We start from the raw sequence: 25,242 nt of genomic DNA on the forward strand, positions 1-25,242 counted from the left end.
CTGACTGATGCCCAGCGCAACTATGCCGAGCAGCAGTACGCGCTGTTCCGCAGCTGGTACGCCAGCTGGTCGGCCGAGCAGAACCTGGCCTGATCACCTGACCCAAGGCCGAACCGCAGCCCCCTGTGGGAGCGGGTTCACCCGCGAACACCGGCAAAGCCGGTGCCAGGCACCGAGTCGCCTGCTTCGCGGGTAAACCCGCTCCTACAGGGGAAGCGGTCTCCATTGATACCCGTATCTGATTTCCCAAGGAGGCTCCATGACCCTGACAGGCAACCTGCTGATCGGCCAGACGCCGGTAACCGGCAGCCGCGCAGCGATCCACGCCGTCAACCCGGCCACCGGCCAGGCGCTGGAACCGGCCTACCTCGGCGGCACCGGCGAACATGTGGCCCAGGCCTGCGCCCTGGCCTGGGCCGCGTTCGATGCCTACCGCGAAACCTCGCTCGAACAACGGGCACACTTTCTCGAAACCATCGCCACGGAAATTGAAGCACTCGGCGATGCGCTGATCGACCGCGCCGTGGCCGAAACCGGTTTGCCCCAGGCGCGCATCCAAGGCGAGCGCGGCCGTACCTGCACCCAGCTGCGCACCTTCGCCCGCGTAGTGCGGGCCGGCGAATGGCTGGACGTGCGCGTCGACAACGCCCTGCCCGAGCGCCAACCACTGCCCCGCGCCGACCTGCGCCAGCGCCAGGTAGCGCTGGGCCCAGTGGCCGTGTTTGGTGCCAGCAACTTCCCCTTGGCCTTCTCGGTGGCCGGTGGCGACACCGCTTCGGCATTGGCCGCCGGCTGCCCGGTGGTGGTCAAGGCCCACAGCGCCCACCCTGGCACCAGCGAATTGGTCGGCCATGCGGTGGCCCAGGCCGTGAAGCAATGCGGCTTGCCGGCCGGCGTGTTCTCGCTGCTGTACGGCTCTGGCCGCGAAGTGGGCATCGCGCTGGTCAGCGACCCGCGCATCAAGGCGGTTGGTTTTACCGGTTCACGCAGCGGTGGCGTGGCGCTGTGCCAGGCCGCCCAGGCGCGCCCGGAGCCAATCCCGGTATACGCGGAAATGAGTTCGATCAACCCGGTATTCCTGTTCGACGCCGCCCTGCAGGCCCGTGCCGAGACGCTGGCACAAGGCTTCGTCACCTCGCTGACCCAAGGCGCCGGCCAGTTCTGCACCAACCCCGGCCTGGTCATCGCCCGCCAAGGGCCAGCGTTGCAGCGCTTCATCATGGCCGCCAGCGGGCACGTGCAGCAGGCCGCTGCGCAAACCATGCTCACCCCGGGCATCTTCAGCGCCTATCAGGCCGGTATCGGTGCCCTGGCGGAAAACGTCAATACCCAGACCGCCGCCAGCGGCTTGGCCGGGCAAGGCCCCAACCAGTGCCAGGCGCAGCTGTTCGTGACCCAGGCCGAAGCCTTCCTTGCCGACCCGGCCTTGCAGGCCGAGGTGTTTGGTGCAGCATCGCTGGTGGTGGCCTGCGCCAGCGATGAGCAGGTACGCCAGGTGGCCGAGCACCTTGAGGGCCAGCTGACCGCCACCCTGCAACTGGACGAAGCCGACATCGACAGCGCCCGCGCCCTGCTGCCGACCCTTGAGCGCAAGGCCGGGCGCATTCTGGTCAATGGTTGGCCGACCGGCGTCGAAGTGTGCGATGCGATGGTGCATGGCGGGCCGTTCCCGGCTACCTCCGATGCCCGCAGCACCTCGGTGGGCACGGCGGCGATCCTGCGTTTCCTGCGCCCGGTGTGTTACCAGGACTTCCCCGACGCTCTGCTGCCGCAGGCGTTGCAGCACGGCAACCCGCTGCAGCTGCGGCGCCTGCTTGACGGTAAACGGGAAGGCTGAGCATGGTCGAAACTGCTGAAACCGATATCGCCGTGGTTGGCGCCGGCATCGTCGGCGTCGCCTGCGCCCTTCAACTGGCCCGCCAGGGCCGTCGGGTGATGCTGGTCGACCGCCAGGCCCCCGGCCAGGGCGCGTCCTACGGCAATGCAGGGCATCTGGCCACCGAACAGGTGTTCCCGATTGCCGACCTGTCGATTCTCAAGCGCCTGCCACGCATGTTGCTGGACCCGATGGGCCCGCTGCGCCTGGACTGGAAGTACCTGCCCAAGGCCATGCCGTGGTTCACCCGGCTGCTGCTCAACCTGCGGCCGGCGCCGTTCCAGCGCAGCGTGGCCGGCATCCGCACGCTGAACGAAGGCAGCCTGGGTGCCTGGCAACGGCTGCTGGGCTCAATCGGGCGCAGTGAACTGTTCCAGGAGGATGGCTCGTTGCTGGTGTTCGAACGGCCAGAATCACGGCAGGCACTGGAGGCCCTGCGTGCACGCATGCAACAGCAGGCGGTGCCGGTGGATTTCTGGTCGGCGGACTCTGTACGCGAAGCAGCGCCACAGCTGAACCCGTCATTGCTTGGCGGGCTGTTTTTCCCGAAGACCGGGCACTTCATCGACCCGTACCGGGTGGTTTGCGAGTTGTTCGAAGCGGCCAAGGCCAGTGGCGTGCGTTTCGTCCAGGCACAGGTTGTGGGTGGCCACTTGCACAGTGGCGGGGTCCGCCTGGCCAGCGACCAGGGAACGCTCAATGCCCGCCAGGTGCTGATCAGCTGTGGTGCGCATTCGGCGCGGCTGACCCGCGCGCTGACCGGTAAACGGGTGCCGCTGGATACTGAGCGCGGCTATCACCTGATGCTGCCTGGCGAGCACCAGCGCTTGCCGTTTGCGGTCACCTCGCTGGAGCGCAAGTTCATCATGACACCCATGGCCGATGGCTTGCGGCTGGCCGGTACGGTGGAATTCGCCGGGCTGGATGCGCCGCCGAGCATGCAGCGGGCGTGGCAGTTGCACCGGTTGAGCAAAAGTTTGTTCCGGCGGGATTTGAGTGTTGAAGGGGCGACGCCGTGGATGGGGTTCCGGCCTTCGTTGCCGGATTCGTTGCCGGTGATCGACCGGGTGTGTGATGGGCGGGTGCTGTTGGCGTTCGGGCATCAGCACCTGGGGTTGACCCAGGCGGCGGTGACGGCGGAATGGGTGGGGCGGTTGGCTGAGCAGGCCGGTGGGGCTGAGATGTCGGCTTACCGGTTGGATCGGTTTTAGCCTGTGCCGGCCCATTCGCGGGTGAACCCGCTCCTACAAGGGGCGTGCATATCCCTGGGTTATCGGTTTTAACCTTGCTGGCCTCTTCGCGGGTAAACCCCTCTCCTACAACAGGCGTGCACATTCCGGTGTAGGAGCGGGTTCATCGATGCGTCGAACCGCCGCGAATGGGCTGCAAAGCAGCCCCTCTACGCCTCAGCGGTAACGCTCAAGCCAGTGCGCATACGGCGCTGGCAAGGTCCAGGAGGCTTTCTCCACCCCCAGCTCCTTGGCCGCAAAGTACGCCCAGTGCGGGTCAGCCAGATGCGCACGCCCTACCGACACCAGGTCCAGCTGGTTGGCCTGCAATGCCGCTTCCGCCAGCTGTGGCGTACCAAAACCCCACGCCGAGGTCACCGGCAGTTTCGCCTCACGGCGCACGCGCTCGGCAATCGGCCCCATGAACGCCGGGCCCCACGGGATATTGGTGTCCGGGATGGTGAAGCCGACACTCACGCTCAGCAGGTCAAGGCCACCGGCCTTGAAGCGGCGCGCCAGTTCGATCGACTCTTCCAGGGTCTGCTCGTCGCGGCCATCGTATTCCAGCACGCCAAAACGCGCGGTCAGCGGCAGGTTCTCCGGCCACACTTCACGCACGGCGGCCAGGGTTTCCAGCAGGAAGCGGCTGCGGTTGTCGAAGCTGCCACCGTAGGCGTCGGTACGCTTGTTTGAGTGCTCGGAGAAGAAGCTCTGGCCCAGGTAGCCGTGGGCGAAGTGCAGCTCGATCCACTCGAAGCCGGCATCCCGCGCACGGCGGGCGGCATCGACGAAGTCCTGCTTGACCCGGGCAATGTCGTCCAGGGTCATCGCACGCGGCACCTGCGGCAGGTGCGCGCCAAAGGCAATGGCCGACGGGGCGATGGTTTCCCAGCCGCGAGCGTCATCGGCGGCAATGTGATCGTCACCTTCCCACGGGCGGTTGGCGCTGGCTTTACGGCCGGCGTGGGCAATCTGGATGCCCGGCACGGAGCCGGCGGCCTTGATCGCCTGCACCACCGGCACGAAGGCCTGGGCGTGGGCATCGCTCCAGATACCGGCGCAACCGGGGGTAATGCGCCCTTCCGGTGCCACGGCAGTGGCTTCGACCACCAGCAGGCCAGCACCGCCGCGGGCCAGGCCGGCCAAATGCACATGGTGCCAGTCGTTGATCATGCCGTCCTCGGCCATGTACTGGCACATCGGCGGAATGGCGATGCGGTTGCGCAGGGTGACGTCCTTGAGGGTGTACGGTTCGAACAAGGCGGACATGAGGAACTCCAGAGCTATCTGAATACGATAGTTCGATCATAATCGAACTATGGCAATAATGAAAAGCCCCGGTATCATGTCGGGTATGCGAGCCTATACTCATCCCAATTCTGAAGACCTAGTGTTGGAGCGTCTGCTCTACGCCCTTAGCGACCCTGTGCGCATGGGCATCGTGCGCCACCTTGCAGGCGTGGCCGAAGCCAGCTGCGGCGAGCTGGACGGCGGCCGGCCGAAGTCGAGCATGTCCCACCACTTCCGCGTATTGCGTGACGCGGGGCTGGTGCATACCCGTAATGTGGGGACGACCCATATGAATTCGCTGCGCAGCGAGATGCTGGATGAGCGGTTTCCGGGGTTACTGGAGTGCATTTTGCGGCAGAACTGATTTTTCCTGCAGCGACCTCTTCGCGGGTAAACCCGCTCCCACAGGGTGTCGCACAGGTCGTCAGGACAGTGGTTATCCTGTGGGTTCACCCGCGAAGAGGCCGGCACAGGTAATATCAATCCTCTTTCTTGCCCAAGGCAAACCGGCACACCTGCCCGCCCCTGAGCATGCATTCCTCATGGCTGACCTCGGCCCCGCCCAACGCCCCGATCAGCGCCAGATCAAGCTCGCACACCACCGGGTGCGCCTTGGCCAGGTGATGAAACACGCAATTGTGCGCGACGATCTGCGGCTCCCCCGTCGAACGGAAGAACACCTGCGCTTCGTAGCCGGCATTGTTCATGTGCTCGACAATGCGTGCTTCATCCACCACCTCGTGCTCAAGATCCGCCGCCAGCTTGCGCCCCAACTGGCGCATCAGCGCCAACAACGCCTCATGCCCCAGTACGCCCGCCACTTCACCGATCAGCAGGTTGGCCAGCAGCGGGTATTGGCGGGGGAACAGCTCGCGGGCGCGTTCGGTCAGTTCGTGCAACTGCTCCGGGCGTCGCCCAGTGGGCCGGGTGGCACCGCGCTTGACCAGGCCGTCGCGCTCCAGCGCGGCCAGGTGCTGGCGCACCGCGGTGCGGGTGATGGCCAGGGCCTGCGCCAGGTCATCGATGCTCATGCCGGCCGGCTGGTGCAGCAACGCATGGAGCAGGTCCTGTTGGGTACGGCCCAGGCCTTCGAGCATCAGAACTTGTCCGGGAACTGTTTGACCAGCGCCGCGGCCAAGGCGTCGGACAGGGTCAGAATGTGCTCGCGCATCATCGCCCAGGTACGCGCCTCGCCGGCATAGTCACCGGCCGCCAGCTGGTCGATCTGCGCCACATGGTGGCCGCCATGGGCGCTGAGCAGCGTCAGCAGGGTGGGTTCGGGCAGGTTCGGGTTGGCTTTGGCCAGGAACGCGGCGATCGCCTTGGCATTGCTGGTCAGCTCATCGACGGCAGCTTGCTGGCCTTTCTTGTCCTTGCCCACGGTGGCATCGCTGTAGTGCTTGATGGCGCCCCAGTGGCCAGCCAGCAGTTTCAGCAACTGGTCGGCGGCGGGCTGGCCGTACAACGGGGCGATACTGTTGGCGATCTTGGTAGCATCGGTAACCACTTCCTTGGCGGCGACTTCGGCCTGCTTGGCATTACCGGCCTGGTTGGCGACAGCGTAGTTGCGAACCCAGAAGATATGCTCGACCCACAGGTCGCGCAGGGCCATGCGCGTGGTTATCGCGCCGGATTCAGCGGGTTTGGCGGCGGGGGCTGAGGAGGAATAGCTCTGGCTCCATGCCGGCTGGGCGCACAGGGCGAGCAGCAGTAAGGCGGCAATCTTGATGTTCATGGCGGCACCCTCCTGGAGGGGATCGACTGACAATATTAATTTAAGCATCAAAATATGTTTTTATTGATTGCCAAGCAGGTTTCCGATCAGTGGTTTCCTGTGCCGGCCTCTTCGCGGGTAAACCCGCTCCTACACAGGCAACACTGCCCTCGGGTTTGTCGCTACCCGTGTAGGAGCGGGTTCACCCGCGAATAGGCCCGAACAGGCAAAAAAAAAGCCACGAGGTCACCCCCGTGGCTTCTTTCACAACAATGGCCGCTTACAGCGCCATGTCGTTCTCAGGCTTGCTTTCAACCGGCTGGCTAACCGCGCCACCAAAATCAACGCTGGCGTCGATCACCGGTGGCTTCTCCAGCTGCAGCACTTCAGCGGTGTAGTTCCACTCTTTCTGGGTGGCCGCTGCCGAGTCGTTCAGCTTGGTACCGTAGCTCGGCACGATTTCCTTGATCTTGGCCTGCCACTCTGGGGTAGCGACTTTCTCCTTGAACACGGTTTCCAGCACGTTCAGCATGATCGGCGCAGCGGTCGAAGCACCTGGCGATGCCCCCAGCAGGCCGGCAATGGTACGGTCTTCGGAGGCCACCACTTCAGTGCCCAACTTCAGCACGCCGCCCTTCTCGGCATCACGCTTGATGATCTGCACGCGTTGACCAGCCTGCCACAGTTTCCAGTCTTCCTTCTTGGCATTCGGGAAGTAGGTGCGCAGGGCTTCGAAGCGGTCGTCGTCAGACAGCATCAGCTGGCCAGCGAGGTATTCGACCAGCGGGTACTGCTCGATACCGACCTTGGTCATCGGCCACACGTTGTGCATCGTGGTGCTGCCCAACAGGTCCAGGTACGAGCCGTTCTTCAGGAACTTGGTCGAGAAGGTGGCGAACGGGCCAAACAGGATCACGCGCTTGCCGTCCAGCACGCGGGTGTCCAGGTGCGGTACCGACATGGGTGGCGCACCGGTCGAAGCAATGCCGTAGGCCTTGGCCATGTGCTGCATGGCCACGGTCGGGTTCTCGGTCACCAGGAACGAGCCGCCCACCGGGAAGCCTGCGTATTCCTTGGCTTCAGGAATGCCCGACTTCTGCAGCAGCTTCAGCGCGCCGCCGCCGGCACCGATGAACAGGAACTTGGCGTCGGTGGCCGATTCGGTACCGTCCTTCAGGTTCTTGTACTCGACGTGCCAGGAGCCGTCCTTGTTGCGGGTAATGTCCTGCACTTCGCTGGACAGTTTCAGGTCGAACTTGTCCTGGGTCTGCAGGTGGCCAACGAACTGGCGGGTGATCTCGCCGAAGTTGACGTCGGTGCCGATTGGCGTCCAGGTCACGGCCAGCTTCTGGTTCGGGTCGCGGCCTTCCATCATCAGCGGGACCCACTTGGCGATCTGCGCGTGGTCCTCGGAGTACTGCATCGGGCGGAACAGCGGGCTGGCCTGCAGCGCGTCGTAACGCTTCTTGAGGAACTTGATGTTGTCATCGCCCCACACGAAGCTCATGTGCGGGGTGGTGTTGATGAACGAGTGCGGGTTCTTCAGCACGCCCTGGCGTACCTGCCACGACCAGAACTGGCGGGAAATCTGGAAGGCTTCGTTGATTTCGATGGCCTTGGCGATATTGACGTTGCCGTCTTTGTCTTCCGGGGTGTAGTTCAGCTCGGCCAGTGCCGAGTGGCCGGTACCGGCGTTGTTCCAGCCGTTGGAGCTTTCTTCGGCCACGCCGTCCAGGCGCTCGACCATTTCCATCGACCAGCTTGGCTCCAGCTCGTGCAGCCACACGGCCAAGGTGGAGCTCATGATGCCGCCGCCGACCAGCAGCACATCTACTTTTTTGGTTTCTGTGGCGTGCGCTTGCATAAAGCTTGCAGCGACAGCCAGACCCAGCAAGGTCTTGCCAGCTTTCTTGAACATTGATCAATTCCAGTCAGGAGAACGGAGGGAGGGCCTGTGGCTGGCCCAGGTATTCCATGTTCTTCAGCGCAGGCTTGTTGTTGATCATTGTTCAGCAGCCAGAGAACCAGAAAACGACTCGGCCTTTTGTCGAATTGACCGACAAGGCTGAATCGTTTTTCCGATTGTATCTTAAATGCCAGCACAAACAAATTGGTGGGCCAGGGTCAACGCGGCGGGTTGTCTCAGGCTTGTGCCGGCCTCTTCGCGGGTAAACCCGCTCCCACAGGTACTGCACTAGCTCAGGAGCTGTGCGGTACCTGTGGGAGCGGGTTTACCCGCGAAGAGGCCGGCACAGGCCAGCGCGAATGCCATTCAAAAAACCGATCACCCGATCGGAATTATTCGCCTTACAGCCCCGCCCAAGCGCTTTATCCTGCGGCCCAAGACCCCACTTCAACAGCACAATAAAGGGCCGCCTGCATGTCATTCAAACGCACCATCCACGCCGTCGACACCCATGCCGGCACCCCCATGCGCGTGATCACCGGCGGCGTGCCGCACATCCCCGGCGACAGCGTGCATGCCAAGATGAAATGGCTCGAGGCCAACGACGACCAGCTGCGCAAGCTGATGCTGCGCGAACCGCGCGGCTACCCGGCGCACTGCTGCAACATCATCGTCCCGCCCAGCCACCCCGAAGCCGACGCCGGTTACATCATCATGGAGCAGATCGAGTACCCGGTGATGTCTGGCGGCAACACCATCTCGGTAGTCACCGTGCTGCTGGAAATGGGCATGCTGCCGATGAAAGAGCCACTCACCGAACTGGTGCTGGAGGCCCCGGCCGGACTGATCCGCATCAAGGCGCAATGCGAAAACGGCAAGGTCAAGGCCGTCACCTTCCAGAACGTGCCAGCGTTCGCCGCGCACATCGATGCCGAAATCGACGTGCCGCACCTGGGCAAGGTGCGCGTGGACGTGGGCTGGGGTGGCATGTTCTACGTGATCGCCGACGTGCGCCAGTTCAAAGGCCTGCAGCTGATCCCGCAGCACGGCGGCGAAATCGCCCGGGTGTCGTCGATGATCCGCCAGGCCGCCATCGAGCAACTGCCCGTGGCGCACCCTGACTACCCGGGTATCGGCATCACCATCTCGCAGTTGTCCGGCCCCAGCGAAGACCCAAACGCCGACTGGAAGAACGCTGTGACCATGGCCTCCGGCGAGTTTTCGTGGGATGACCCAGCCACCTGGACCGGCGCCCTCGACCGCTGCCCATGCGGCACCGGCACCTCGGCGAAGATGGCCACCCTGCACTCCAAGGGCGAGCTGCCGTTGCACCAGGACTTCCGCCATCAGGGCCTGCTCGGCAACATCTATACCGGCCGCCTGATCGACGAAACCAGCATCGGCGGGAACAAGGCCGTGGTGCCGACCATTACCGGCAAAAGCTGGATCTACGGCCTGAACACCTTCGTGCTCGACCACGACGACCCGTTCCCGGAAGGCTTCACCATCGGCGATATCTGGGCCTGAGCCCCAGGCCGCGTTCAATGCGCTAGTATCGGCGAGCCGGGCCCCCTGGCTCGCCCTTTACTTCCCCACCAGAACGACGGTCGCACGCCATGAACATCGAGCACTTGCGGGCCTTCATCGAAGTGGCCGCCACCGGTAGCTTCCACAAGGCCGCCGAGCGCCTGCACATCACCCAGTCATCGGTCAGCGCCCGTATCAAGGCCCTGGAAAACCGCCTCAACCGCCCGCTTTTCAGCCGCAGCCGACACGGCGTGACGCTGACCTCCGGTGGCAACCTGTTCTACCGCCATGCGGTGTCGGTAATCAGCACCTGGGAACGCGCCCAGCACGACGTGGCCCTGCCCACCGACGTGCGCACCACGGTCAGCCTCGGCCTGCCGATGAACCACTGGGGCAACATCACCGCCGACTGGATCGCCTGGATGGAGCAGCACCAGCCAAGGGTCGCCACCCAGGTGCAGTCGGATTACTCGATCCTGCTGATGAACGAACTGCGTGAAGGCTTGCTGGATGTGGCGATTCTCTACGAACCGCATCACTGGCCGGACGTGGTCCTTGAGCCATTCCTCGAAGAGCCGTTGCAACTGGTTTCGACCCAGGCCGACACAGTGTTCGCAGGGCACGGCGAGGGGTACGTGTACATCAGCTGGGGGCGCTCGTTCAGCGAGCAGCACAACGAAGCGTTCCCCGGCGCGCGGCGTCATCGGCTGTCCATCACCCAGGAAACCATCGCACTGGAGTACATCCTCAAGCACGGTGGCTCGGCGTACTTCTCGCAGTTCATGGTCAAGGACCTGCTGGCCGACGGGCGCCTGCACAGCGTGGCCGGTGCACCCGAACTGAGCGTGCGCACCTACCTGGCGTTCTCCACCCTGCGTGAGCGCTCGATCGAAACGCTGAAGGCCGTGGAGGGGCTAAAGGCCATCCCCTTCTATGCCCAGGGCAAGACTTTCAGCTGAAGCGCCCACAAACAAAAACCCCCGGCCATGTACATGACCGGGGGCCTTGGATCACGCCGCAAGCGTCGCGATCAGGGTACCGCCAAGATTACTGCTGCTGAGGCAGTTTATCGATTGGGCCGCAGCCACCGATGATCTTGGAGATGGAAACCGAAGGGTGGAACAGGTAGTCGTAGGTGCAGTTTTTTGGTTGGTTGTAGACCTGGCCAGTGCAACCCGACAGCAGGGCAACACCCGAAACAACAGCAACGGCTACGGTGGCCTTGAACAGCTTTTTCATTACTAAGTCCTTTAAATGAATCATCTTCGGCCATCATCTGATGGCGGCGGGATGATACCGGACCCAGGCATTGGATCCAAGTCATGCATGGCATGGATTCTTTGCAATTGTGCAACAACAGGTTGTAAAGCTCGCAGCTGGCGACGATAGTTGGGTGCACTGCCTTCGTACCGCCCAACAGGAGCCCACCATGCTCGGCGTCACCGACTACGGCGCATTCGTCATCGCCTTCATCATTCTGCTGGCCATCCCCGGCCCGGGCAATTTCGCTTTGATCACCGCCACCGGCAAGGGCGGCATCAAGGCTGGCCTGGCCGCGACCTTCGGGGTGATCGTGGGTGACCAGGTACTGTTGTGGCTGGCGGTAGCCGGCGTCGCCACCTTGCTCGCCACCTACCCTGCGGCCTTCCACATCGTGCAATGGGCCGGCGCCGCGTACCTGGCCTACCTGGGCCTGCGCATGCTGATGAGCAAACCCGGTGACGCGCCGCGGGCCAGCCGCATGGACAATGGCCAGTACTTGCGCCAGACCATGCTGATCACCCTGCTCAACCCCAAGGCGATCATGTTCTACATGGCGTTCTTCCCGCTGTTCATCGACCCGGTGAAGCACCAAGGGCTGGTGACCTTCGGCTTCATGGCTGCGACGGTGGCGGTGGTGACGTTCCTGTACGGGTTGATTGCCGTGGTGCTGACTCACCGGTTGGCCGAACGCATGCGCGCCAACCCTCGGATTACCAATATGTTCGAGCGGCTGGCGGGGGCTTGCCTGGTGGGTTTTGGCATCAAGCTAGCGGCCATGCGCTAACCCCTGGATCTGCACGGTCCCTGTAGGAGCAGCCTTGTGCTGCGAAAGGGCCAGCAAGGCCAGCAGACATGTGTTGCCGGTCAGGGCCTCTTCGCAGCACAAGGCTGCTCCTACAGGGCCGGTGAAAACCTGACACCAATAATTGAAAAGCCCCCGGCAACTCAAGGTTCCCGGGGGCTTGTTCAATCAGCCATCAACCAATCAATTGGTTTCCAGCTGATACGCCTTGCTCACGAACAACGCTGCAAACAGGCTTTTGCCTTCCTTGAAGGTGTACTGCTCTTCGAACTTGCCATCTTCAACCAGCTTCTGCCCGATGGCGCATTCCGAGTCGCTGTGGTTCTTGCCCTTGGCGCCGAAATCACTGCTCCACGACGACAGCCCAACCTCTTCGCAGAAGGCAGCAAACTTCGCCTTCGGTACATTCTGCTGGTAAGTGCTGTAAGCCTCTTTCAGTGATTTGAAGCCGCTGTAGCTTACGGTGTAGTTCTCCACCTTGGCCTTGCGGGCAAAAGCGCTTACCGCCTCAGCCAATACCGCCTGACCGGTAGACGGGCTGTACGCCCCGATCAGCATGGCGCTCAAGGCACTCTTGAGCTGGGTTTCGACATCGTCGAGCTCCGGCAACGACTGGAAGTCGGCCTTGCGCACAATCTCGCCCACCTTGGAGCCGTCGTTGCGGTGGGTGACCACGAACTCCATCGAGCCTTCACCGTCACTGGAACGCTTGATGGTGAAGTCCAGGTCGACCGTGGTGCCAAAATCACCGGTGCTGCTGACCAGGAACGCGCCGGTAACGGGCTGACGCACCGCCAGGTTGGCACCCCAGCCGAAGTTCGACTGGGTGGCCCGGCCATTGGCGGCCAGTTCGGCACGCGGCTGGATTTCATCGCTGACATCAGCCACCAGCACCACCTCGGCACCCTTGCTGGCAACGTAAGGGTTGGCCATCTGCATGCCATTGAGCTGGATGTGAATGCTGCCATCCTTGGCATCACCGTCGTGGGCCAGCTTCAGCGCATCAGCCTTCAGGTACACCCCGGCAACGTTGCGGCTGACGTTGAGCTGGTACTTGGCCCAACCCGCCAGGCCTTCTTCAGCCGAACCACCGCGTGAGGATTCCACCAGGCCCATGAGGCCGCGCATGAACTGCTGGGCGCCATTGGTCTCTGCTACCGCCACGCGGACTTCCGGGTCGGCCACCGTCAGGTTGCCGGAGAACGCCGAGTAGGAAATGTCGCCTTCAGACAGTACGTCCTCCAGGAAGTAGCGCTCCTTGAAGTCGTCGTAGTAGGCCAGCGCAGCCTTCTTGCCCGAGCTGGAAACCATCGCGTAACCACCGCCGAGCACCAGCACGGCCGCCGCAACACCGCCAATCAGCAGCTGCTTTTTGTTCATCTGTTTGATCATGGTGTTTGCCTCACTGGACCATGGCGGAAGCGTTGTTCCAGTCGTTCACGAACTGTTGGGAGACCTCGGGGGTCCAGCTGAAATCGATGCCGGCGTTGGGGAATTCCCTGGCCAGCACGGCGCCAAACGACACGCGGTCGGCACAGTGGTCCTGCTTGCACGCCTCGGGCTCACCCGCGCTGTAGGCACGGTAGGTAGGCACGGCGCGGCCATCGGCCAGCGGGTAGTACGGCGTGGCGTTGGCCACCTGGGTCACGTACCAGCCTTCGCTGTATTCCTCGTCCGCCACCAGGCGGCCTTTGCTCGGGAAATCGATGGTGTAGAAATCACCCTGCTTGCCGGTAACGTGCACCATCATCGGTGCCACGCTGGCCGAGGTCGAAGGGTCTTGCTGTGCCAGTGGCGAAGCGAAGCGCACCTTGATGCCGGCCATTTGCGCCAGGGCTTCGGTTTCGCGCCCCTTGAAGTCGCTCATGCCGTCCTGCAGCTGCTGGTAACGCTCCAGTACGCGGGTGTGCACGCGGGCCAGCTCCTGTTGGCGCTGACGCTGCTCACGCACACGCTGCTGTTCACGCTGAACCGCCCAGTTGGCGCCATCGCGCACATCGAAGAACAGGCCTTGGCGGTTGATGCCGATGCGGTTGCGGGTGATCTTCTGCGCGTCGTTGCCCCAGATGTTGTTGGAAATCGCCGAAAGGTCTTTGACGATGAACAAGGTGGCCACATCGGTGGTGGTCGGCGAGGTGGTCTTTATCAGGTCGAAGATTTCCAGCGCAGCTTCCTTGTACTTGCTCGCGTCCAGGGCGAACGACTCGTCCTGGGTGACCGCCACGTAGTAAGGGTCACTGCCGAACGGGCGCAGCACGCCGTAGCTGCCACGGCTGAAGGTCAGGTACACCTTCATTTGCCGGCCGGGAATTTCGCCAACCAGGAACGCGGCCTGGTCCGCTTGCGCAGTCAGGTAGGACACCGCCTTGTTCTTCACCGCAGGCTCAAGATTCTTGGTGAAGATCAAGCCGCTCGGGTGTGCGTAGACACGGTTCCAGTTATCGCCACGGTAGGTGCCCACGGCCTTCCAGCTGATTTTTTCGAAGCTGCCTTCGCCAAAGCCGGACGCCGGGCATGGCATGGCCGGGGTGGTGCCGAACGACAGGGTGTCGCCATCGCCGATGATCGACCTGCTGAGTACCCATTTGCAGCCGGCGCCGTCCGTTACCTGCATCAGGTTGCGGTTTTCCAGCACTACGGAGCGGCCGAAGTCCGCAGTGGGGGCAGCGGCTACTGCTGCGGCAGGTGCCGGGACGGGCGGTACCACAGGCGCTGCTACGGGGGCCTCGGCGGCGGGTGCAGGTGCTGGCTCCGCAGCTACCGCTGGCGCAGGCGCTGGAGCCGGGGCAACTTCTGCTTTCGCGGGTGCGGCTTCAACTACGGCTGGGGCCGGCTCAGCGGCAGGGGTTGGGGCTGGAGCAGCAGCTGGTGCTTCTGGCTGTGCAGGTGCCGGTGCGGGTGCAGCAGCTGCAGCCGGCGCAGGAGCAGTTGCGGCTGGTGCGGCTGGCGCAGCGGCCAGGGTCACCAGGCCCAGGTTGCCGGCATTGCCCGAGCCGCTGGCGTACAGGTTGCCCTTGGCATCCACCGCCTTCCAGCTCACCTTGGCGGTCGAACAGTCCTTGGCGAATACGAACGGCAGCTTGGTCAGCAGGCCCGACAGCATGTCCTGGTTGTCCCAGGCAGGGCGGGTGATGGTCATCTCGACCTCGGGTTTACACCAACTGGTGGCGTCCCCAGGCACTTCGACCTTGATATTGTCCTTCTTCGAGAAGGCCAGCTCGTGGGCGAACGCCTGCGGTACCAGACCACAAGCGCCGATCACAGCCAGCGCGAGCGCGTGCTTTTTCATGGTATTCCTCAGATCAGTTCCCAAGTGCCGTTGGCTTGTTTGCAGAAGGTGTTCTGCTCTTGTTCGGTCTGGCCGCTTTGCGATTTCAGGCTGACAGTGACCGGGCGGCAGGCAGCTTCGGCAGCGACTGTCTGGGTTGGCAGCGACTGCACCGAGTCCAGGTCAAAGCCTTGGGTTTCCTTGCTGGCGGCAACGTCCAGCTCGTCCAGGTTGATGGCCGGGGTCACGCGCTTGGCCACGGCCAGAGCCTTGGGCTCGACGTAGTTCTTATGTACATAGCCCACGGTTACACCCTTGCGGCCAACCAAAATCCAGTCACCGGTAGAGCCCACGGCGGTGAACTCGGTGTGGTTCTTCAGGCTGCCGACCTTCTCGCCGCTCTGGTTAGGTGCAGCGCGCACGTTGAGGTTGTCGCTGACGGTCACGTACGGCTCGTTGATCAGCTTCATCGACGGCACGGCCTGGATCTTCGGCGCGCGCTTTACCTCGACTTGCTTGGTCTTGGTGTATTCCTTGCCCGGCACGATCTGCGCAGTGGCGCCGGAGTGGTCGGACTTCCAGGTCACTGGCTGGGTGCTGGCGGTGGTCTGCTGGCTCAGCACTTCCTGGGTGCGTAGCGCCAGGGCCTGCTGGTCCTTCTCATCGAGCATGTGGCCGATGCGGTTGCCGACATAGGCACCGATGCCACCTGCGATCAAGGCTGCGGCGATCTTGCCGTTGCCACTGCCCATGGTCGAGCCGATGGCCACACCGGCCAGGCCACCGATCACGGTGCCCGCTTGCTCTTTGCTGATCCCGAGCTGTGCACAGGCCGTGGTAGAGGCGATGGCGACCGCCAGAAGGGACGCGACGAATTTCTTACGCAAGTGGAGCACTCCATTTTCGGTGGGGCGCACAGCCGCGTACCGCAGCCAGTAACTGGCGGCAGAATGCGAAGTTGTGCGGGGTTTTCAGAGAGGGTGCAGCACTGGCCGCAGACGACAATTCAGCCGTCCAGCGAGAGGCGCAGGGGGAGACCAGTACGGCGCAGAGCATCCAACGAATCCATGTCAGGAAGAGTTCATCGCCCAGCGCGCGTAATCATTACGGCGTATGGCCTGGGCGTGAGTGGCGTATTAGAGGCCTGCATTGTAGCGCAAGGTGCCATTGACAGTTCAAGACAAAATGTTGCGAGAAACCGCCCTACCCTGACCCTTCGCCATCCCTGTAGGAGCGGCCTTGAGTCGCGATAGGGCTGCAAAGCAGCCCCGGGCATCTGCAGCGCTGCAGATATTGCTGGGGCTGCTGCGCAGCCCTGTCGCGACACAAGGCCGCTCCTACAATAAGCGTCGCGTTTTCCTGAGCCTGGGGAGATTACGATATGCCGACTCACGGAGCGCGCCCCAGAGCTCAACTCTGGCGGCGCATGAACTCTGCAAAGAGCGGCACAGTGAAATCCAGCACACCATGATCGGTGCTGTAGGCCATTCCCTTGGCAATGACCTTGGCCCTGATAGGCCCCAATGACGACTGAGTGCGCCCCATTGCCTTGGCGATGTCACCCACCGCGTATGGCCCATCGCCGAGGCCGGACATGGCCCTGACGAAAAGCACTTCGCTTGGGGTCAGTTGGTCGATACGCACCCTGAAGAAGCCCGCATCCAGCAAAGCCAGGGTTTCCGAGTAAGACTGAACGACATCGTCCAACGATATCTCTGGTCCTTCTGCGTAGTTCCAGGCAGTAGAAGCCCACTCCTGCAGAAAGAACGGATAGCCCTTCGTTCGCACGACAATCTCGTTTAATGCGGCCTCTGCAATGGATGCCTCTTCTTCCACAATCGGCTTGAGCACCGCCTGGGCCGCAGCTTCGGCATCCAGTGCATTGATTTCGGGATAGAGAAACAGCCGCTCGGCGTATGACTTCGCCTCCCCTGCCAAGCGCGCGACCTGGGGCAGCCCGGCACCCACAAGCAGTATCGGCAGGCCTTCTTGCGACATGCGGTGCATGGCGACGATCAACGCCCTGAGGTCGGCTTCACTCAGGTACTGGACTTCGTCGATCAGCAAAATCCAGCCCTTGCCAGCGGCCTTGGCGGCCCGCCCGATCACATTGAACAGGTCTGGCAGGTCGTATTGCAGGTTGCCACTGTCGGCAAGCCCTGGCTCCGGCTCTACGCCAACTTCCACCCCTGCAATATCGATCTTGAAGATGGAAGCAAACCCGCGCAGGCCTTTGAGGCCCCGGTTTGCAATCTGCTTGGCGGCTTCCACGGTGGACAGCGAGCGCATGACCTTGCGCATTTCCGGGTAAAGCAGACGGGCTAGGCTTTCCTCTTCCGGCGACTCGACCTTGGAAACCAGCAGGCCTGCCTGTTCGGCAATTTTTCCCACTTCGTTCAACAGCACCGTCTTGCCGGTGCCGCGCAAGCCGAGCAGCATCATTGAGCGCGCACTGCGCCCGTTGATTGCCCGGCCACAGGAGACACGGGCGTGCTCAAGCACCGTGTCGCGCCCTGCCAGCTCGGGCGGCCTGCTGCCGGCGCCGGGGGCGAAAGGGTTACGGTACGGGTCCATGGGCTACCTCCAGGCAACGGTTATAGCAATAGATAGGGAAGTCTAGCGATTTTCGCTATCTATTAGTAGATTTCGCTAGCGTTCAGCATTTTCCGCCCGGCGAGCCTGCCCGTCCTACAGCAAAAACTCAGAATCATCCCCTTCCGTGTAGGCCATTTCCCAAACATACTGCCAAACCGCTTAAGCGCTTGCGACGGGTTATGTCGCGCTCTAGTCTCGGCTTGTCGTTGCAAAATCAACGGCCGGCTTTGACAGGCCGACAATTTTCCCGCACACGTGCACTGTTTATGGCGGCTGTACGTGGGGCACCTCCGTGTGCGCCGAGTTGCTCCGGGATCCTCGGTCTGTCAACCCATGTACAGCTGCCACCCTCTTGTTTGACAGCAAGCTGGCGGCAGCTCCAATGATCCTGGAGATGTGTATGCGCAAGATGGTCCCCGATCCACCATACTCCCTCGATTCCACCCAAGTGTTGCAAGACACCCTGGTCCAGTCCTCAGAGTACGTACTCTGCGCCCTGTCCGTGGCCCGCCAATCGGTGCAGCTCAAACCCACTGCCCACAGCTCGATCGTGATGCAGGCCGTGATCCATGAGATGGAGGCGGTACAGGGCCTGGTCGAGTCGGCATTGATGCAATTGCAGATGCGGCCGCATTTACCGGCTGAGCCGTACACCTTGCATTAGCAGGCGCGGCCTCTTCGCGGGTGAACCCGCTCCTACAACAGGACGGCGCGTTCTTTGTAGGAGCGGGTTTACCCGCGAAGAGGCCAGCCCAGACAACCAAGATTCCAGGGAGATAAAAACAATGCCCACCGACAACACCAAAGAACCCACCACCGTCGGCAAAACCTGCTTCTACCAAGGCGAAAACAACACCCACCCGCTGTTCCGCATCGAACCCGGCATCCCCTGCCAGGACGCCCGCGAACAGGCCTCCGAACTGATGGGCTACGTGCGCGACCTGATCATCACCGGCCTGATGGAAGGCGACCAGAAACTGATCTGGGCCTCGCATTACCTCAGCGCGATGGCCAAGGCGCTGCTGGATGATGCTGAACTGGGGATGATGAGAAAATGAGTGGTTTGATGTGGAAATTGAGATAGGGCCGGCGATTTGATCGCCTTGGGATAGGGCAAGGGCTGATAAGTGCCTGTCTCAGGCTTTGATGTGATGCGTACATCGAGCGCCGCGCGGGCGGCGCTCGATCTCGCCGACGACAAAAGAATCGCGCCGAACACCTTCCAACCCAAAACGAAAAAGCCCCGCAGACGTTAATCTGCGGGGCTTCATCTTGTATGGCGGAGAGATAGGGATTTGAACCCTAGGTACTGTTGCCAGTACAACGGATTTCGAATCCGTCCCGTTCGACCACTCCGGCATCTCTCCAATGCCGCGCATCATACCAGCGTTCTTTTAAAAGGCAAACCTTTTTTTAAAAAAAATCGCGTGGTATCAGGCGCTTGCGTGAACGCGCCGCTTACAGCGGCACGCCCAGGCGCTTGGCAACTTCTTCGTAGGCTTCGATCACGTCGCCCAGGCCCTGGCGGAAGCGGTCTTTGTCCATCTTCTTGCGGGTCTCTTTGTCCCACAGGCGGCAGCCGTCCGGGCTGAACTCGTCGCCCAGCACGATCTGGCCGTGGAACACGCCGAACTCCAGCTTGAAGTCGACCAGCAGCAGGCCAGCGTCATCGAACAGCTTGCTCAGCACTTCGTTGACCTTCAGCGACAGCTTCTTCATTTCCACCAGCTGCTCGGCGGTGCCCCAGCCGAACGCGACAACGTGGGATTCGTTGATGAAGGGGTCGCCCTTCTCGTCGTTCTTCAGGAACAGCTCGAAGGTGGACGGCTCCAGCTTGATGCCCTCCTCCACGCCCAGGCGCTTGACCAGGCTGCCGGCGGCGTAGTTACGCACTACGCATTCGACCGGGATCATGTCCAGCTTCTTCACCAGGCACTCGTTGTCGCCCAGCAGCTTGTCGAACTGGGTCGGCACGCCGGCTTCTTCCAGCTTTTGCATGATGAAGGCGTTGAACTTGTTGTTCACCATGCCTTTGCGGTCGAGTTGTTCGATGCGCTTGCCGTCGAACGCCGAAGTGTCGTTACGGAACAGCAGGATCAAGCGGTCGGCGTCATCGGTCTTGTAAACCGATTTGGCCTTGCCGCGGTAGAGTTCGTCGCGTTTTTCCATGATTGGGCTCCGCTTGCTTGAGGTGTTGGGCTAGGCGATTTCGCGCCAGTCGAGCCCGTGTTCCTGATTCGCCACCTGGAGCCAGTCCGGGTCGCACCCAAGGGTGTCGACGAAGCACTGGCGGGCCAAGTGTGGCAGGTTGTTCTTGCTGCTGAGGTGGGCCAGCACCAGATGTTGCAGGTTGCTCCAGCCCAACTCGTGTACCAGGCGCGCGGCCTGGTGATTGTTCAAATGCCCTTGCATGCCACCTACCCGCTGCTTCAAGAACACCGGGTAGTGACCGCGAGCCAGCAGGTCGCGGCAGTGGTTGGCCTCGATCAGCAGTGCATCCAGGCCCTGGTAACGCTCCAGCAGCAGCGCGTCGTACGAGCCCAGGTCGGTGAGCATGCCAAAGCGTCGCTGGCCGTCACTGAGCACGTACTGCAACGGCTCGTAGGCATCATGCTCGACCCGCGCCGCTGTTACTTCCAGGCTGCCGATACGCAGGCTGTCGCCACAAGCGAGAAAACCGGCCACCTCCACCGGCTTGCGCATGCCGCGCAAGGTCCCTTGGCTGAGGTAGACCGGTACATTGTAGCGCCGTGACAGCAAGCCTACGCCATGCACGTGGTCGGCATGTTCGTGGGTGACCAGTACCGCACTGAGCTGGGCCGCCGAGACACCGAGCAGCGCCAGGCGCCGCTCGGTTTCGCGCAGGGAAAACCCGCAATCGACCAGGATGAACGTGTCACCACTGGCGATCAGCGTGCCGTTCCCTTGGCTGCCGCTTCCGAGTACCGCGAAGCGCACTTAGCCCAGGTGGTCCTGAATGGCGCTCAGCACGCGGCGGGCGACATCGGCCGGAGCCACGGTGTTGATGTTCTTCTCGACCGTGACCTGCACGCTCTCACCCACCTTGCTCAGGCGCACCTGGTAGCGCTCGGCACGGGCTTCACGCTCTTCCTTGCTCGGTTCGCTGCCGAACATGCGGCTGAAGATGCCAGGCTCGTTCTGCTTGTCGTCAGGCTTTTCGGACAGGTTGATGTAGTACAGGCCCAGGCTGCGGTTGATGTCCTCGACACGCCACTCGCCACCCTGCTCCAGGGCACGGCCCACACTGGACCAGGCGCGATCCAGGTCGGCACCCAGGTACAGTACCGGGTTGCCGCTGCCGTCTTCGCTGAGGCTGACGCGGCTTGGCGCGTCGAAATCGCGCGCGGCCAGCAGCGACACCGAACCGCCCTTCTCGGCGCTGCGGTTCATGCTGGCAAGCATTTCATCGACCAGCAGGGCATCGGCGCCGGTGTTGGCGGACGAGGACGGGAACGCAGGCTCGGCAGTGCTGCCGGCCGGGCGCTCGACGCTGACCACGTACACCTCGGAGGTGTTGCGCTGCACACCAGGCTCCATGCGCACACGTACGCGCACTTCGCTGTCAGCGCTGCTGGCAGTGCTGGCCAGGCGCTGGCCGAGCGATGCCGACAGTTCGTCGAAACGCTGCCAGGTGGTGTTGAATTCGCCGGTCTGCGGGCGCTCTTCAGCAATGCGGAAGCCGTTGTCCTCGAAGAACTGGCGGGCCACCGGCCACACTTCGGCTGGCGAATGCTGAGCCAGCACCCAACGGCTGCTGCCGCTGCGCTGCAGGGTGTAATCGGTAACCTGGGCGGCGCCGCCGGTCAGCGGTTGCGGGCGCGGCACTTCGAACTCGCCGGTGGCAGTGTCGTCGGCGACGTTACGCGGGATCGGCAGCAGCGGGTCAAGGCGCTTGACGCTGCTGGCGTCCGGCGGCAATTGCATCGGCGCGGTCGGGTGCGCCTGCAGGTAATCGCTGCCGCGGTCGCGGAAATAGCCATCCTCGCCCCACAGCCAACCACACCCGCTGGTGCTGGAGATAATCAGGGCAAGGGCGGAAAGACCAGCCAGTCGCTTCATGCGGTGTACTTCCTCTTAAACCAGTACGCCGGACTGGCGCAAGGCAGTACGGACTTTGTCGTGGCAGCCTTCGCTCAGCCAGGTCAGTGGCAGGCGAATGCCTTTTTGCATCAGGCCCATTTCGACCAGCGCCCATTTCACCGGGATCGGGTTGGCTTCGCAGAACAGGTCTTTGTGCAGCGGCATGAGTTTTTCGTTGATTGCGCGGGCCTTCTCGGCATTGCCCGCAAGGGCGGCCTCGCACAGATCGGCCATTTCGCGCGGGGCGACGTTGGCGGTGACGGAGATGTTGCCTTTGCCGCCCATCAGAATCAGCTCGACGGCAGTCGGGTCGTCACCGGACATGACGATGAAGTCGCTGCTGACGCCATCGAGGATGGCCTTGGCGCGGGCCAGGTCACCAGTGGCTTCCTTGATGCCGATGATGTTTGGCACGGTCGACAGCCGGATCACGGTCTCGGCCTGCATGTCGCAGGAGGTGCGGCCGGGAACGTTGTAAAGGATCTGCGGGATGTCTACGGCTTCGGCAATGTGCTTGAAGTGCTGGTACAGGCCTTCTTGCGTCGGCTTGTTGTAGTACGGCACAACCAGAAGGCAGGCATCGGCGCCGGCATTTTTGGCGTTTTGCGTCAGGTGCACCGCTTCGGCGGTGGAGTTGGCACCGGTGCCGGCGATGACCGGAATCGGGTTGGCGCTGCGCTTGACGCGCTCGACCACATGCTTGATGACCAGGATGTGTTCTTCGACATCCAGCGTGGCGGACTCACCGGTGGTGCCGACAGCGACGATCGCGTGGGTACCGTTTTGCAGGTGGAAGTCTACAAGTTTGTCGAGGCTGCCCCAGTCAACACGCCCTTGTGCATCCATGGGTGTGACCAATGCCACCATACTGCCCGCAATCATGTAACTGCTCCTGCCGGAAAAAGAGAGCGGTAATGGTACTGGGGGCATCGGCCTTGCACAAGCGAAGCAGGCGGGCGGAGCATTCCCCTCGGCGCCTTATTTCGCTACCCTTGATGCTTTGATCGGTGCAGCGCGGCCCGCCGGGCCGTCGACCTTGCTCCCCGCCAGCGTCCAAGACCTCGCATGCGAGCCCCGGGCCCTGCCGACAGGAGGCTTTCGCCCGTCCTGTGCCGACCGCTCATCGCTTTAGGAATGCTGCATGTCCACCCCCACCGTCCGCGAACAATTCCTTGTCATCAGTGCCCTGGGCCCGAACCCCATGGAACTGGCCAACGTCCTCAGCCGCGCTGCGTTCGAAAACCGCTGCGCGGTGGTCACTTCGCGCCTGAGCCGCCACGGCGAGACCAGCGCCCTGGTGCTGCAAGTGGGCGGCAGCTGGGACGCCTTGGCGCGCCTTGAATCTACCCTGCCGGGCCTGGGCAAGAAGCACGGCCTGACCCTCGACGTGGTGCGCAGCGCCGACCAGGAAGTGCGCCCGCAGGCCCTGCCTTATGTGGCCTACGTCAGCGCCGCCTATCGCCCGGACATCATCAACGAGCTGTGCCAATTCTTCCTCGACCACCGCGTCGAGCTGGAAGCCATGACCTGCGACACCTACCTGGCGCCGCAAACCGGCAGCAGCATGCTCAACGCCCAGTTCACCGTGATTTTGCCGGCCGGCACCCAGATCAGCTGGCTGCGTGACCAGTTCCTGGACTTTGCCGATGCCCTGAACCTCGATGCGCTGATCGAGCCATGGCGTCCACAGAACCCAATGTAAGGAAACCGACCATGGCTGTAGCACTCGACCAACCTGTTGCCGACTTCCAGGCCCAGGCCACCAGCGGGCAAACCGTCAGCCTGGCCGAGCTCAAGGGCCAGCAAGTAGTGGTGTACTTCTACCCGAAGGACAGCACCCCGGGCTGCACCACCGAAGGCCAGGGTTTCCGTGACCAGCACGACGCCTTTGCCGCGGCCAATACCGTGGTGTTCGGTGTATCGCGTGACGGCATCAAGTCGCACGAGAACTTCAAGGCCAAGCAAGGCTTCCCGTTCGAGCTGATCAGCGACAAGGACGAGGCCCTGTGCCAGCTGTTCGACGTGATCAAGCTGAAGAAGCTGTATGGCAAGGAATACATGGGCGTTGACCGCAGCACCTTCCTGATCGACAAGGACGGTGTGCTGCGCCAGGAATGGCGTGGGGTGAAGGTGCCGGGGCATGTGGATGCCGTATTGGCGGCTGCTCAGGCTTTGAACAAGATTTGAGATTGATTGGGGCCGCTTTGCGGCCCTTCGCGGGTAAACCCGCTCCTACACAGGGGATCGCGTTTCCCTTGTAGGAGCGGGTTTACCCGCGAAGGGCCGCAGAGCGGCCCCAATTACATCAAAGCATCGGCGAAACACTAGGCTCCTGCCGCGGCCAGGCATCCAGCACAGCCTTGATCAAGGTCGCCAGCGGGATGGCAAAGAAGATCCCCCAGAACCCCCACAACCCGCCAAACAGCAACACCGCGCAAATGATCGCCACCGGGTGCAGGCTCACCGCTTCGGAGAACAGCAGCGGCACCAGCACGTTGCCGTCCAGCGCCTGGATGATCGCGTACACCGTCATCAGGTAGATGAACTGGTCACCCCAGCCCCACTGGAACAGCGCAATCAGGGTCACCGGCACGGTCACCACCACTGCGCCCACATAGGGCACCACCACCGACAGCCCCACCAACAGCGCCAGCAGCGCGGCATAGTTGAGCCCCAGGCTGATGAAGGCAATGTAGGTGGCAATGCCGCAGATCAGGATCTCGATACCCTTGCCACGGATGTAGTTGGCAATCTGCCGGTTCATCTCGTTGCCAACCCGGTTCAGCAGGGTGCGCTGGCGTGGCAGGTAGCCACTGACCCAACGGCCGATCAGTTCGCGGTCCTTGAGAAAGAAGAACACCAGGATCGGCACCAGCACCAGGTAGATCATGGCATTGACCAGCAGCGGCAGGCTGGACAGCGAGAAGGTCAGCGCCCATTGGCCGAACTTGCCGATTTCACCGCGCACCGATTCGATGGCATGCAGCACCTGCTCGTCCGACACCAGGTGCGGGTAACGCTCGGGCAGCAGCAGCAACAGCGACTGCCACTTGCCGAGCATGCCTGGCAACTCGTTGAACAGGGTGATCAGCTGGTGCCACAGCAGCGGCACCAGCACCAGCATGAACACCGCCAGCGCGCCCATGAACAGGGCGAACACCAGCATCACCGCCAGCCGCGTCGGTACACGCACACGCTCCAGGGCGTTGACCAGGCCCTGCATCAAAAACGCCAGCACCATGCCCGCCAGCACCGGCGCAAGCATTCCACCCAGGGTGAGCACTGCGGTAAAGGCCAGAAACAGAAGGACCGCCAGCACCACTGCTTCTTCATCGGAGAAGTAGCGCTGCATCCAGTCGCGAAGCACTTTGAACATTGACGATCCTTGGAAAAGACTCAGGCCTTGCGCAGCCAGTAGGTATAGGTACCGGCCTCGGCCGTTTCCTGCAGCAAGGTATGACCGGCCAACCTTGCGAAAGTGCGGAAGTCACGCTGCGAGCCGGCATCCGTGGCGATCACCTTGAGTACTGCGCCGCTGGCCAGGCGATTGAGCTCCATCTTGGCCTTGAGCAGCGGCAAAGGGCAATTCAGCCCGCTGGCGTCCAGTTCGGCGTCGCAGGTCAGGGTGTCACTCATCGCGGGGTCTCCAAAGGCATTGCCAGACTGCTTGT

At 62.6% G+C, this 25,242-nt stretch carries 25 protein-coding genes and 1 tRNA gene; 10 read left to right on the top strand and 16 right to left on the bottom strand.

Translation table 11 applies throughout. The features are described 5' to 3' along the window. The first annotated feature begins 259 nt into the window (after positions 1 to 259). The gene (locus ACIP1G_RS17120; RefSeq protein ID WP_400739039.1) at positions 260 to 1,837 is read left to right on the top strand and encodes an aldehyde dehydrogenase (NADP(+)); all 1,578 of its coding nucleotides are present in this window, start codon (positions 260 to 262) and stop codon (positions 1,835 to 1,837) included. Positions 1,838 to 1,839: 2 nt separating this feature from the next. Then, entirely contained in the window at positions 1,840 to 3,087 is a 1,248-nt protein-coding gene (locus tag ACIP1G_RS17125; RefSeq protein ID WP_400739041.1) for an NAD(P)/FAD-dependent oxidoreductase, read from the top strand. Between the two features lie 195 nt (positions 3,088 to 3,282). Here ACIP1G_RS17125 and xenA read toward each other — a convergent pair whose 3' ends face one another. Then, a complete protein-coding gene (gene xenA / locus ACIP1G_RS17130; protein WP_400739044.1) occupies positions 3,283 to 4,374 on the bottom strand; it encodes a xenobiotic reductase XenA in 1,092 nt (363 codons plus the stop codon). Between the two features lie 49 nt (positions 4,375 to 4,423). Between xenA and ACIP1G_RS17135 the strand changes: the two genes are divergently transcribed. Next, complete coding sequence (locus ACIP1G_RS17135; protein WP_400739047.1) at positions 4,424 to 4,759, top strand: ArsR/SmtB family transcription factor; 336 nt, start codon at positions 4,424 to 4,426, stop codon at positions 4,757 to 4,759. A gap of 115 nt (positions 4,760 to 4,874) precedes the next feature. Here ACIP1G_RS17135 and ACIP1G_RS17140 read toward each other — a convergent pair whose 3' ends face one another. The 3 genes from ACIP1G_RS17140 to mqo all read right to left on the bottom strand — a co-directional run bounded on the left by ACIP1G_RS17140 (position 4,875) and on the right by mqo (position 8,027). Next, entirely contained in the window at positions 4,875 to 5,492 is a 618-nt protein-coding gene (locus ACIP1G_RS17140; protein ID WP_400739050.1) for a helix-turn-helix transcriptional regulator, read from the bottom strand. Continuing rightward, positions 5,492 to 6,130, bottom strand: coding sequence for a hypothetical protein (locus ACIP1G_RS17145; RefSeq protein WP_400739053.1), 639 nt, complete (start codon positions 6,128 to 6,130; stop codon positions 5,492 to 5,494). The genes ACIP1G_RS17140 and ACIP1G_RS17145 overlap by 1 nt, the downstream gene beginning before the upstream one ends. A gap of 259 nt (positions 6,131 to 6,389) precedes the next feature. After that, complete coding sequence (mqo, locus tag ACIP1G_RS17150) at positions 6,390 to 8,027, bottom strand: malate dehydrogenase (quinone) (protein WP_400739056.1); 1,638 nt, start codon at positions 8,025 to 8,027, stop codon at positions 6,390 to 6,392. Positions 8,028 to 8,489: 462 nt separating this feature from the next. Between mqo and ACIP1G_RS17155 the strand changes: the two genes are divergently transcribed. Together ACIP1G_RS17155 and ACIP1G_RS17160 are read left to right on the top strand one after the other, a co-directional pair. Next, positions 8,490 to 9,542, top strand: coding sequence for a proline racemase family protein (locus ACIP1G_RS17155; protein WP_400739059.1), 1,053 nt, complete (start codon positions 8,490 to 8,492; stop codon positions 9,540 to 9,542). 89 nt (positions 9,543 to 9,631) lie between these two features. After that, positions 9,632 to 10,501 carry a LysR family transcriptional regulator gene (locus tag ACIP1G_RS17160; protein WP_400739062.1) on the top strand — a complete coding sequence of 290 codons (870 nt, stop codon included), beginning with the start codon at positions 9,632 to 9,634 and terminating at the stop codon, positions 10,499 to 10,501. Between the two features lie 88 nt (positions 10,502 to 10,589). On the opposite strand, the gene ACIP1G_RS17165 is transcribed toward ACIP1G_RS17160, so the two are convergent. Further along, positions 10,590 to 10,781, bottom strand: a complete 192-nt coding sequence (locus ACIP1G_RS17165; protein ID WP_003254720.1) for a YhfL family protein — start codon at positions 10,779 to 10,781, stop codon at positions 10,590 to 10,592. Between the two features lie 190 nt (positions 10,782 to 10,971). Here ACIP1G_RS17165 and ACIP1G_RS17170 point away from each other — a divergent pair, with 190 nt between their 5' ends. After that, entirely contained in the window at positions 10,972 to 11,589 is a 618-nt protein-coding gene (locus ACIP1G_RS17170) for a LysE family transporter (RefSeq protein WP_400739065.1), read from the top strand. 201 nt (positions 11,590 to 11,790) lie between these two features. Here ACIP1G_RS17170 and ACIP1G_RS17175 read toward each other — a convergent pair whose 3' ends face one another. From ACIP1G_RS17175 to ACIP1G_RS17190, 4 genes are all read right to left on the bottom strand, one after another. Then, positions 11,791 to 12,999, bottom strand: coding sequence for a hypothetical protein (locus ACIP1G_RS17175; RefSeq protein ID WP_400739068.1), 1,209 nt, complete (start codon positions 12,997 to 12,999; stop codon positions 11,791 to 11,793). A gap of 10 nt (positions 13,000 to 13,009) precedes the next feature. Then, positions 13,010 to 14,896: a hypothetical protein gene (locus tag ACIP1G_RS17180; protein ID WP_400739070.1), complete on the bottom strand. Its 1,887-nt coding sequence runs from the start codon at positions 14,894 to 14,896 to the stop codon at positions 13,010 to 13,012. 8 nt (positions 14,897 to 14,904) lie between these two features. After that, a complete protein-coding gene (locus ACIP1G_RS17185) occupies positions 14,905 to 15,762 on the bottom strand; it encodes an SH3 domain-containing protein (RefSeq protein WP_400739073.1) in 858 nt (285 codons plus the stop codon). 523 nt (positions 15,763 to 16,285) lie between these two features. Further along, on the bottom strand, positions 16,286 to 17,449 hold the full coding sequence (locus ACIP1G_RS17190) for an ATP-binding protein (RefSeq protein ID WP_400739076.1): 1,164 nt from the start codon (positions 17,447 to 17,449) through the stop codon (positions 16,286 to 16,288). 421 nt (positions 17,450 to 17,870) lie between these two features. Here ACIP1G_RS17190 and ACIP1G_RS17195 point away from each other — a divergent pair, with 421 nt between their 5' ends. Together ACIP1G_RS17195 and ACIP1G_RS17200 are read left to right on the top strand one after the other, a co-directional pair. Further along, the gene (locus ACIP1G_RS17195) at positions 17,871 to 18,134 is read left to right on the top strand and encodes a hypothetical protein (protein ID WP_400739079.1); all 264 of its coding nucleotides are present in this window, start codon (positions 17,871 to 17,873) and stop codon (positions 18,132 to 18,134) included. A gap of 121 nt (positions 18,135 to 18,255) precedes the next feature. Beyond that, complete coding sequence (locus ACIP1G_RS17200; RefSeq protein WP_400739082.1) at positions 18,256 to 18,528, top strand: DUF3077 domain-containing protein; 273 nt, start codon at positions 18,256 to 18,258, stop codon at positions 18,526 to 18,528. Between the two features lie 219 nt (positions 18,529 to 18,747). Here ACIP1G_RS17200 and ACIP1G_RS17205 read toward each other — a convergent pair. The 5 genes from ACIP1G_RS17205 to dapA all read right to left on the bottom strand — a co-directional run bounded on the left by ACIP1G_RS17205 (position 18,748) and on the right by dapA (position 22,453). After that, a tRNA-Ser gene (locus ACIP1G_RS17205) sits at positions 18,748 to 18,837 on the bottom strand. 91 nt (positions 18,838 to 18,928) lie between these two features. Next, entirely contained in the window at positions 18,929 to 19,639 is a 711-nt protein-coding gene (gene purC, locus ACIP1G_RS17210; protein ID WP_011535129.1) for a phosphoribosylaminoimidazolesuccinocarboxamide synthase, read from the bottom strand. Between the two features lie 30 nt (positions 19,640 to 19,669). Further along, positions 19,670 to 20,428, bottom strand: coding sequence for an MBL fold metallo-hydrolase (locus ACIP1G_RS17215; protein ID WP_400739084.1), 759 nt, complete (start codon positions 20,426 to 20,428; stop codon positions 19,670 to 19,672). Further along, complete coding sequence (gene bamC / locus ACIP1G_RS17220; RefSeq protein ID WP_400739087.1) at positions 20,429 to 21,550, bottom strand: outer membrane protein assembly factor BamC; 1,122 nt, start codon at positions 21,548 to 21,550, stop codon at positions 20,429 to 20,431. It abuts the gene before it with no gap. 15 nt (positions 21,551 to 21,565) lie between these two features. Beyond that, entirely contained in the window at positions 21,566 to 22,453 is an 888-nt protein-coding gene (gene dapA / locus ACIP1G_RS17225; protein ID WP_400739090.1) for a 4-hydroxy-tetrahydrodipicolinate synthase, read from the bottom strand. 259 nt (positions 22,454 to 22,712) lie between these two features. Here dapA and ACIP1G_RS17230 point away from each other — a divergent pair, with 259 nt between their 5' ends. Continuing rightward, on the top strand, positions 22,713 to 23,273 hold the full coding sequence (locus ACIP1G_RS17230) for a glycine cleavage system protein R (protein ID WP_003254741.1): 561 nt from the start codon (positions 22,713 to 22,715) through the stop codon (positions 23,271 to 23,273). Positions 23,274 to 23,284: 11 nt separating this feature from the next. Further along, positions 23,285 to 23,758 carry a peroxiredoxin gene (locus tag ACIP1G_RS17235; RefSeq protein ID WP_400739093.1) on the top strand — a complete coding sequence of 158 codons (474 nt, stop codon included), beginning with the start codon at positions 23,285 to 23,287 and terminating at the stop codon, positions 23,756 to 23,758. A 118-nt stretch (positions 23,759 to 23,876) separates the two neighbouring features. Here ACIP1G_RS17235 and ACIP1G_RS17240 read toward each other — a convergent pair whose 3' ends face one another. Continuing rightward, positions 23,877 to 24,947, bottom strand: coding sequence for an AI-2E family transporter (locus ACIP1G_RS17240; protein ID WP_400739096.1), 1,071 nt, complete (start codon positions 24,945 to 24,947; stop codon positions 23,877 to 23,879). Positions 24,948 to 24,967: 20 nt separating this feature from the next. Next, the gene (locus tag ACIP1G_RS17245; protein ID WP_225778857.1) at positions 24,968 to 25,207 is read right to left on the bottom strand and encodes a sulfurtransferase TusA family protein; all 240 of its coding nucleotides are present in this window, start codon (positions 25,205 to 25,207) and stop codon (positions 24,968 to 24,970) included. Positions 25,208 to 25,242 lie beyond the last annotated feature (35 nt).

The sequence above is a fragment of the Pseudomonas sp. NPDC089392 genome, from assembly GCF_044749595.1.
In the GTDB taxonomy this organism is placed as follows: Bacteria; Pseudomonadota; Gammaproteobacteria; order Pseudomonadales; family Pseudomonadaceae; genus Aquipseudomonas.

Bases quoted from the DNA above. Each gene is read 5' to 3' on its own strand.
- ACIP1G_RS17240 (WP_400739096.1), bottom strand. From the start codon at position 24,947: ATGTTCAAAGTGCTTCGCGACTGGATGCAGCGCTACTTCTCCGATGAA.
- ACIP1G_RS17200 (WP_400739082.1), top strand. From the start codon at position 18,256: ATGCCCACCGACAACACCAAAGAACCCACCACCGTCGGCAAAACCTGC.
- ACIP1G_RS17145 (WP_400739053.1), bottom strand. From the start codon at position 6,130: ATGAACATCAAGATTGCCGCCTTACTGCTGCTCGCCCTGTGCGCCCAG.
- mqo (WP_400739056.1), bottom strand. From the start codon at position 8,027: ATGTTCAAGAAAGCTGGCAAGACCTTGCTGGGTCTGGCTGTCGCTGCA.
- dapA (WP_400739090.1), bottom strand. From the start codon at position 22,453: ATGATTGCGGGCAGTATGGTGGCATTGGTCACACCCATGGATGCACAA.
- ACIP1G_RS17155 (WP_400739059.1), top strand. From the start codon at position 8,490: ATGTCATTCAAACGCACCATCCACGCCGTCGACACCCATGCCGGCACC.
- ACIP1G_RS17235 (WP_400739093.1), top strand. From the start codon at position 23,285: ATGGCTGTAGCACTCGACCAACCTGTTGCCGACTTCCAGGCCCAGGCC.
- ACIP1G_RS17170 (WP_400739065.1), top strand. From the start codon at position 10,972: ATGCTCGGCGTCACCGACTACGGCGCATTCGTCATCGCCTTCATCATT.
- ACIP1G_RS17165 (WP_003254720.1), bottom strand. From the start codon at position 10,781: ATGAAAAAGCTGTTCAAGGCCACCGTAGCCGTTGCTGTTGTTTCGGGT.
- ACIP1G_RS17230 (WP_003254741.1), top strand. From the start codon at position 22,713: ATGTCCACCCCCACCGTCCGCGAACAATTCCTTGTCATCAGTGCCCTG.
- ACIP1G_RS17190 (WP_400739076.1), bottom strand. From the start codon at position 17,449: ATGGACCCGTACCGTAACCCTTTCGCCCCCGGCGCCGGCAGCAGGCCG.
- bamC (WP_400739087.1), bottom strand. From the start codon at position 21,550: ATGAAGCGACTGGCTGGTCTTTCCGCCCTTGCCCTGATTATCTCCAGC.
- ACIP1G_RS17245 (WP_225778857.1), bottom strand. From the start codon at position 25,207: ATGAGTGACACCCTGACCTGCGACGCCGAACTGGACGCCAGCGGGCTG.
- ACIP1G_RS17125 (WP_400739041.1), top strand. From the start codon at position 1,840: ATGGTCGAAACTGCTGAAACCGATATCGCCGTGGTTGGCGCCGGCATC.
- ACIP1G_RS17120 (WP_400739039.1), top strand. From the start codon at position 260: ATGACCCTGACAGGCAACCTGCTGATCGGCCAGACGCCGGTAACCGGC.
- purC (WP_011535129.1), bottom strand. From the start codon at position 19,639: ATGGAAAAACGCGACGAACTCTACCGCGGCAAGGCCAAATCGGTTTAC.
- ACIP1G_RS17195 (WP_400739079.1), top strand. From the start codon at position 17,871: ATGCGCAAGATGGTCCCCGATCCACCATACTCCCTCGATTCCACCCAA.
- ACIP1G_RS17175 (WP_400739068.1), bottom strand. From the start codon at position 12,999: ATGATCAAACAGATGAACAAAAAGCAGCTGCTGATTGGCGGTGTTGCG.
- ACIP1G_RS17140 (WP_400739050.1), bottom strand. From the start codon at position 5,492: ATGCTCGAAGGCCTGGGCCGTACCCAACAGGACCTGCTCCATGCGTTG.
- xenA (WP_400739044.1), bottom strand. From the start codon at position 4,374: ATGTCCGCCTTGTTCGAACCGTACACCCTCAAGGACGTCACCCTGCGC.
- ACIP1G_RS17135 (WP_400739047.1), top strand. From the start codon at position 4,424: ATGGCAATAATGAAAAGCCCCGGTATCATGTCGGGTATGCGAGCCTAT.
- ACIP1G_RS17160 (WP_400739062.1), top strand. From the start codon at position 9,632: ATGAACATCGAGCACTTGCGGGCCTTCATCGAAGTGGCCGCCACCGGT.
- ACIP1G_RS17180 (WP_400739070.1), bottom strand. From the start codon at position 14,896: ATGAAAAAGCACGCGCTCGCGCTGGCTGTGATCGGCGCTTGTGGTCTG.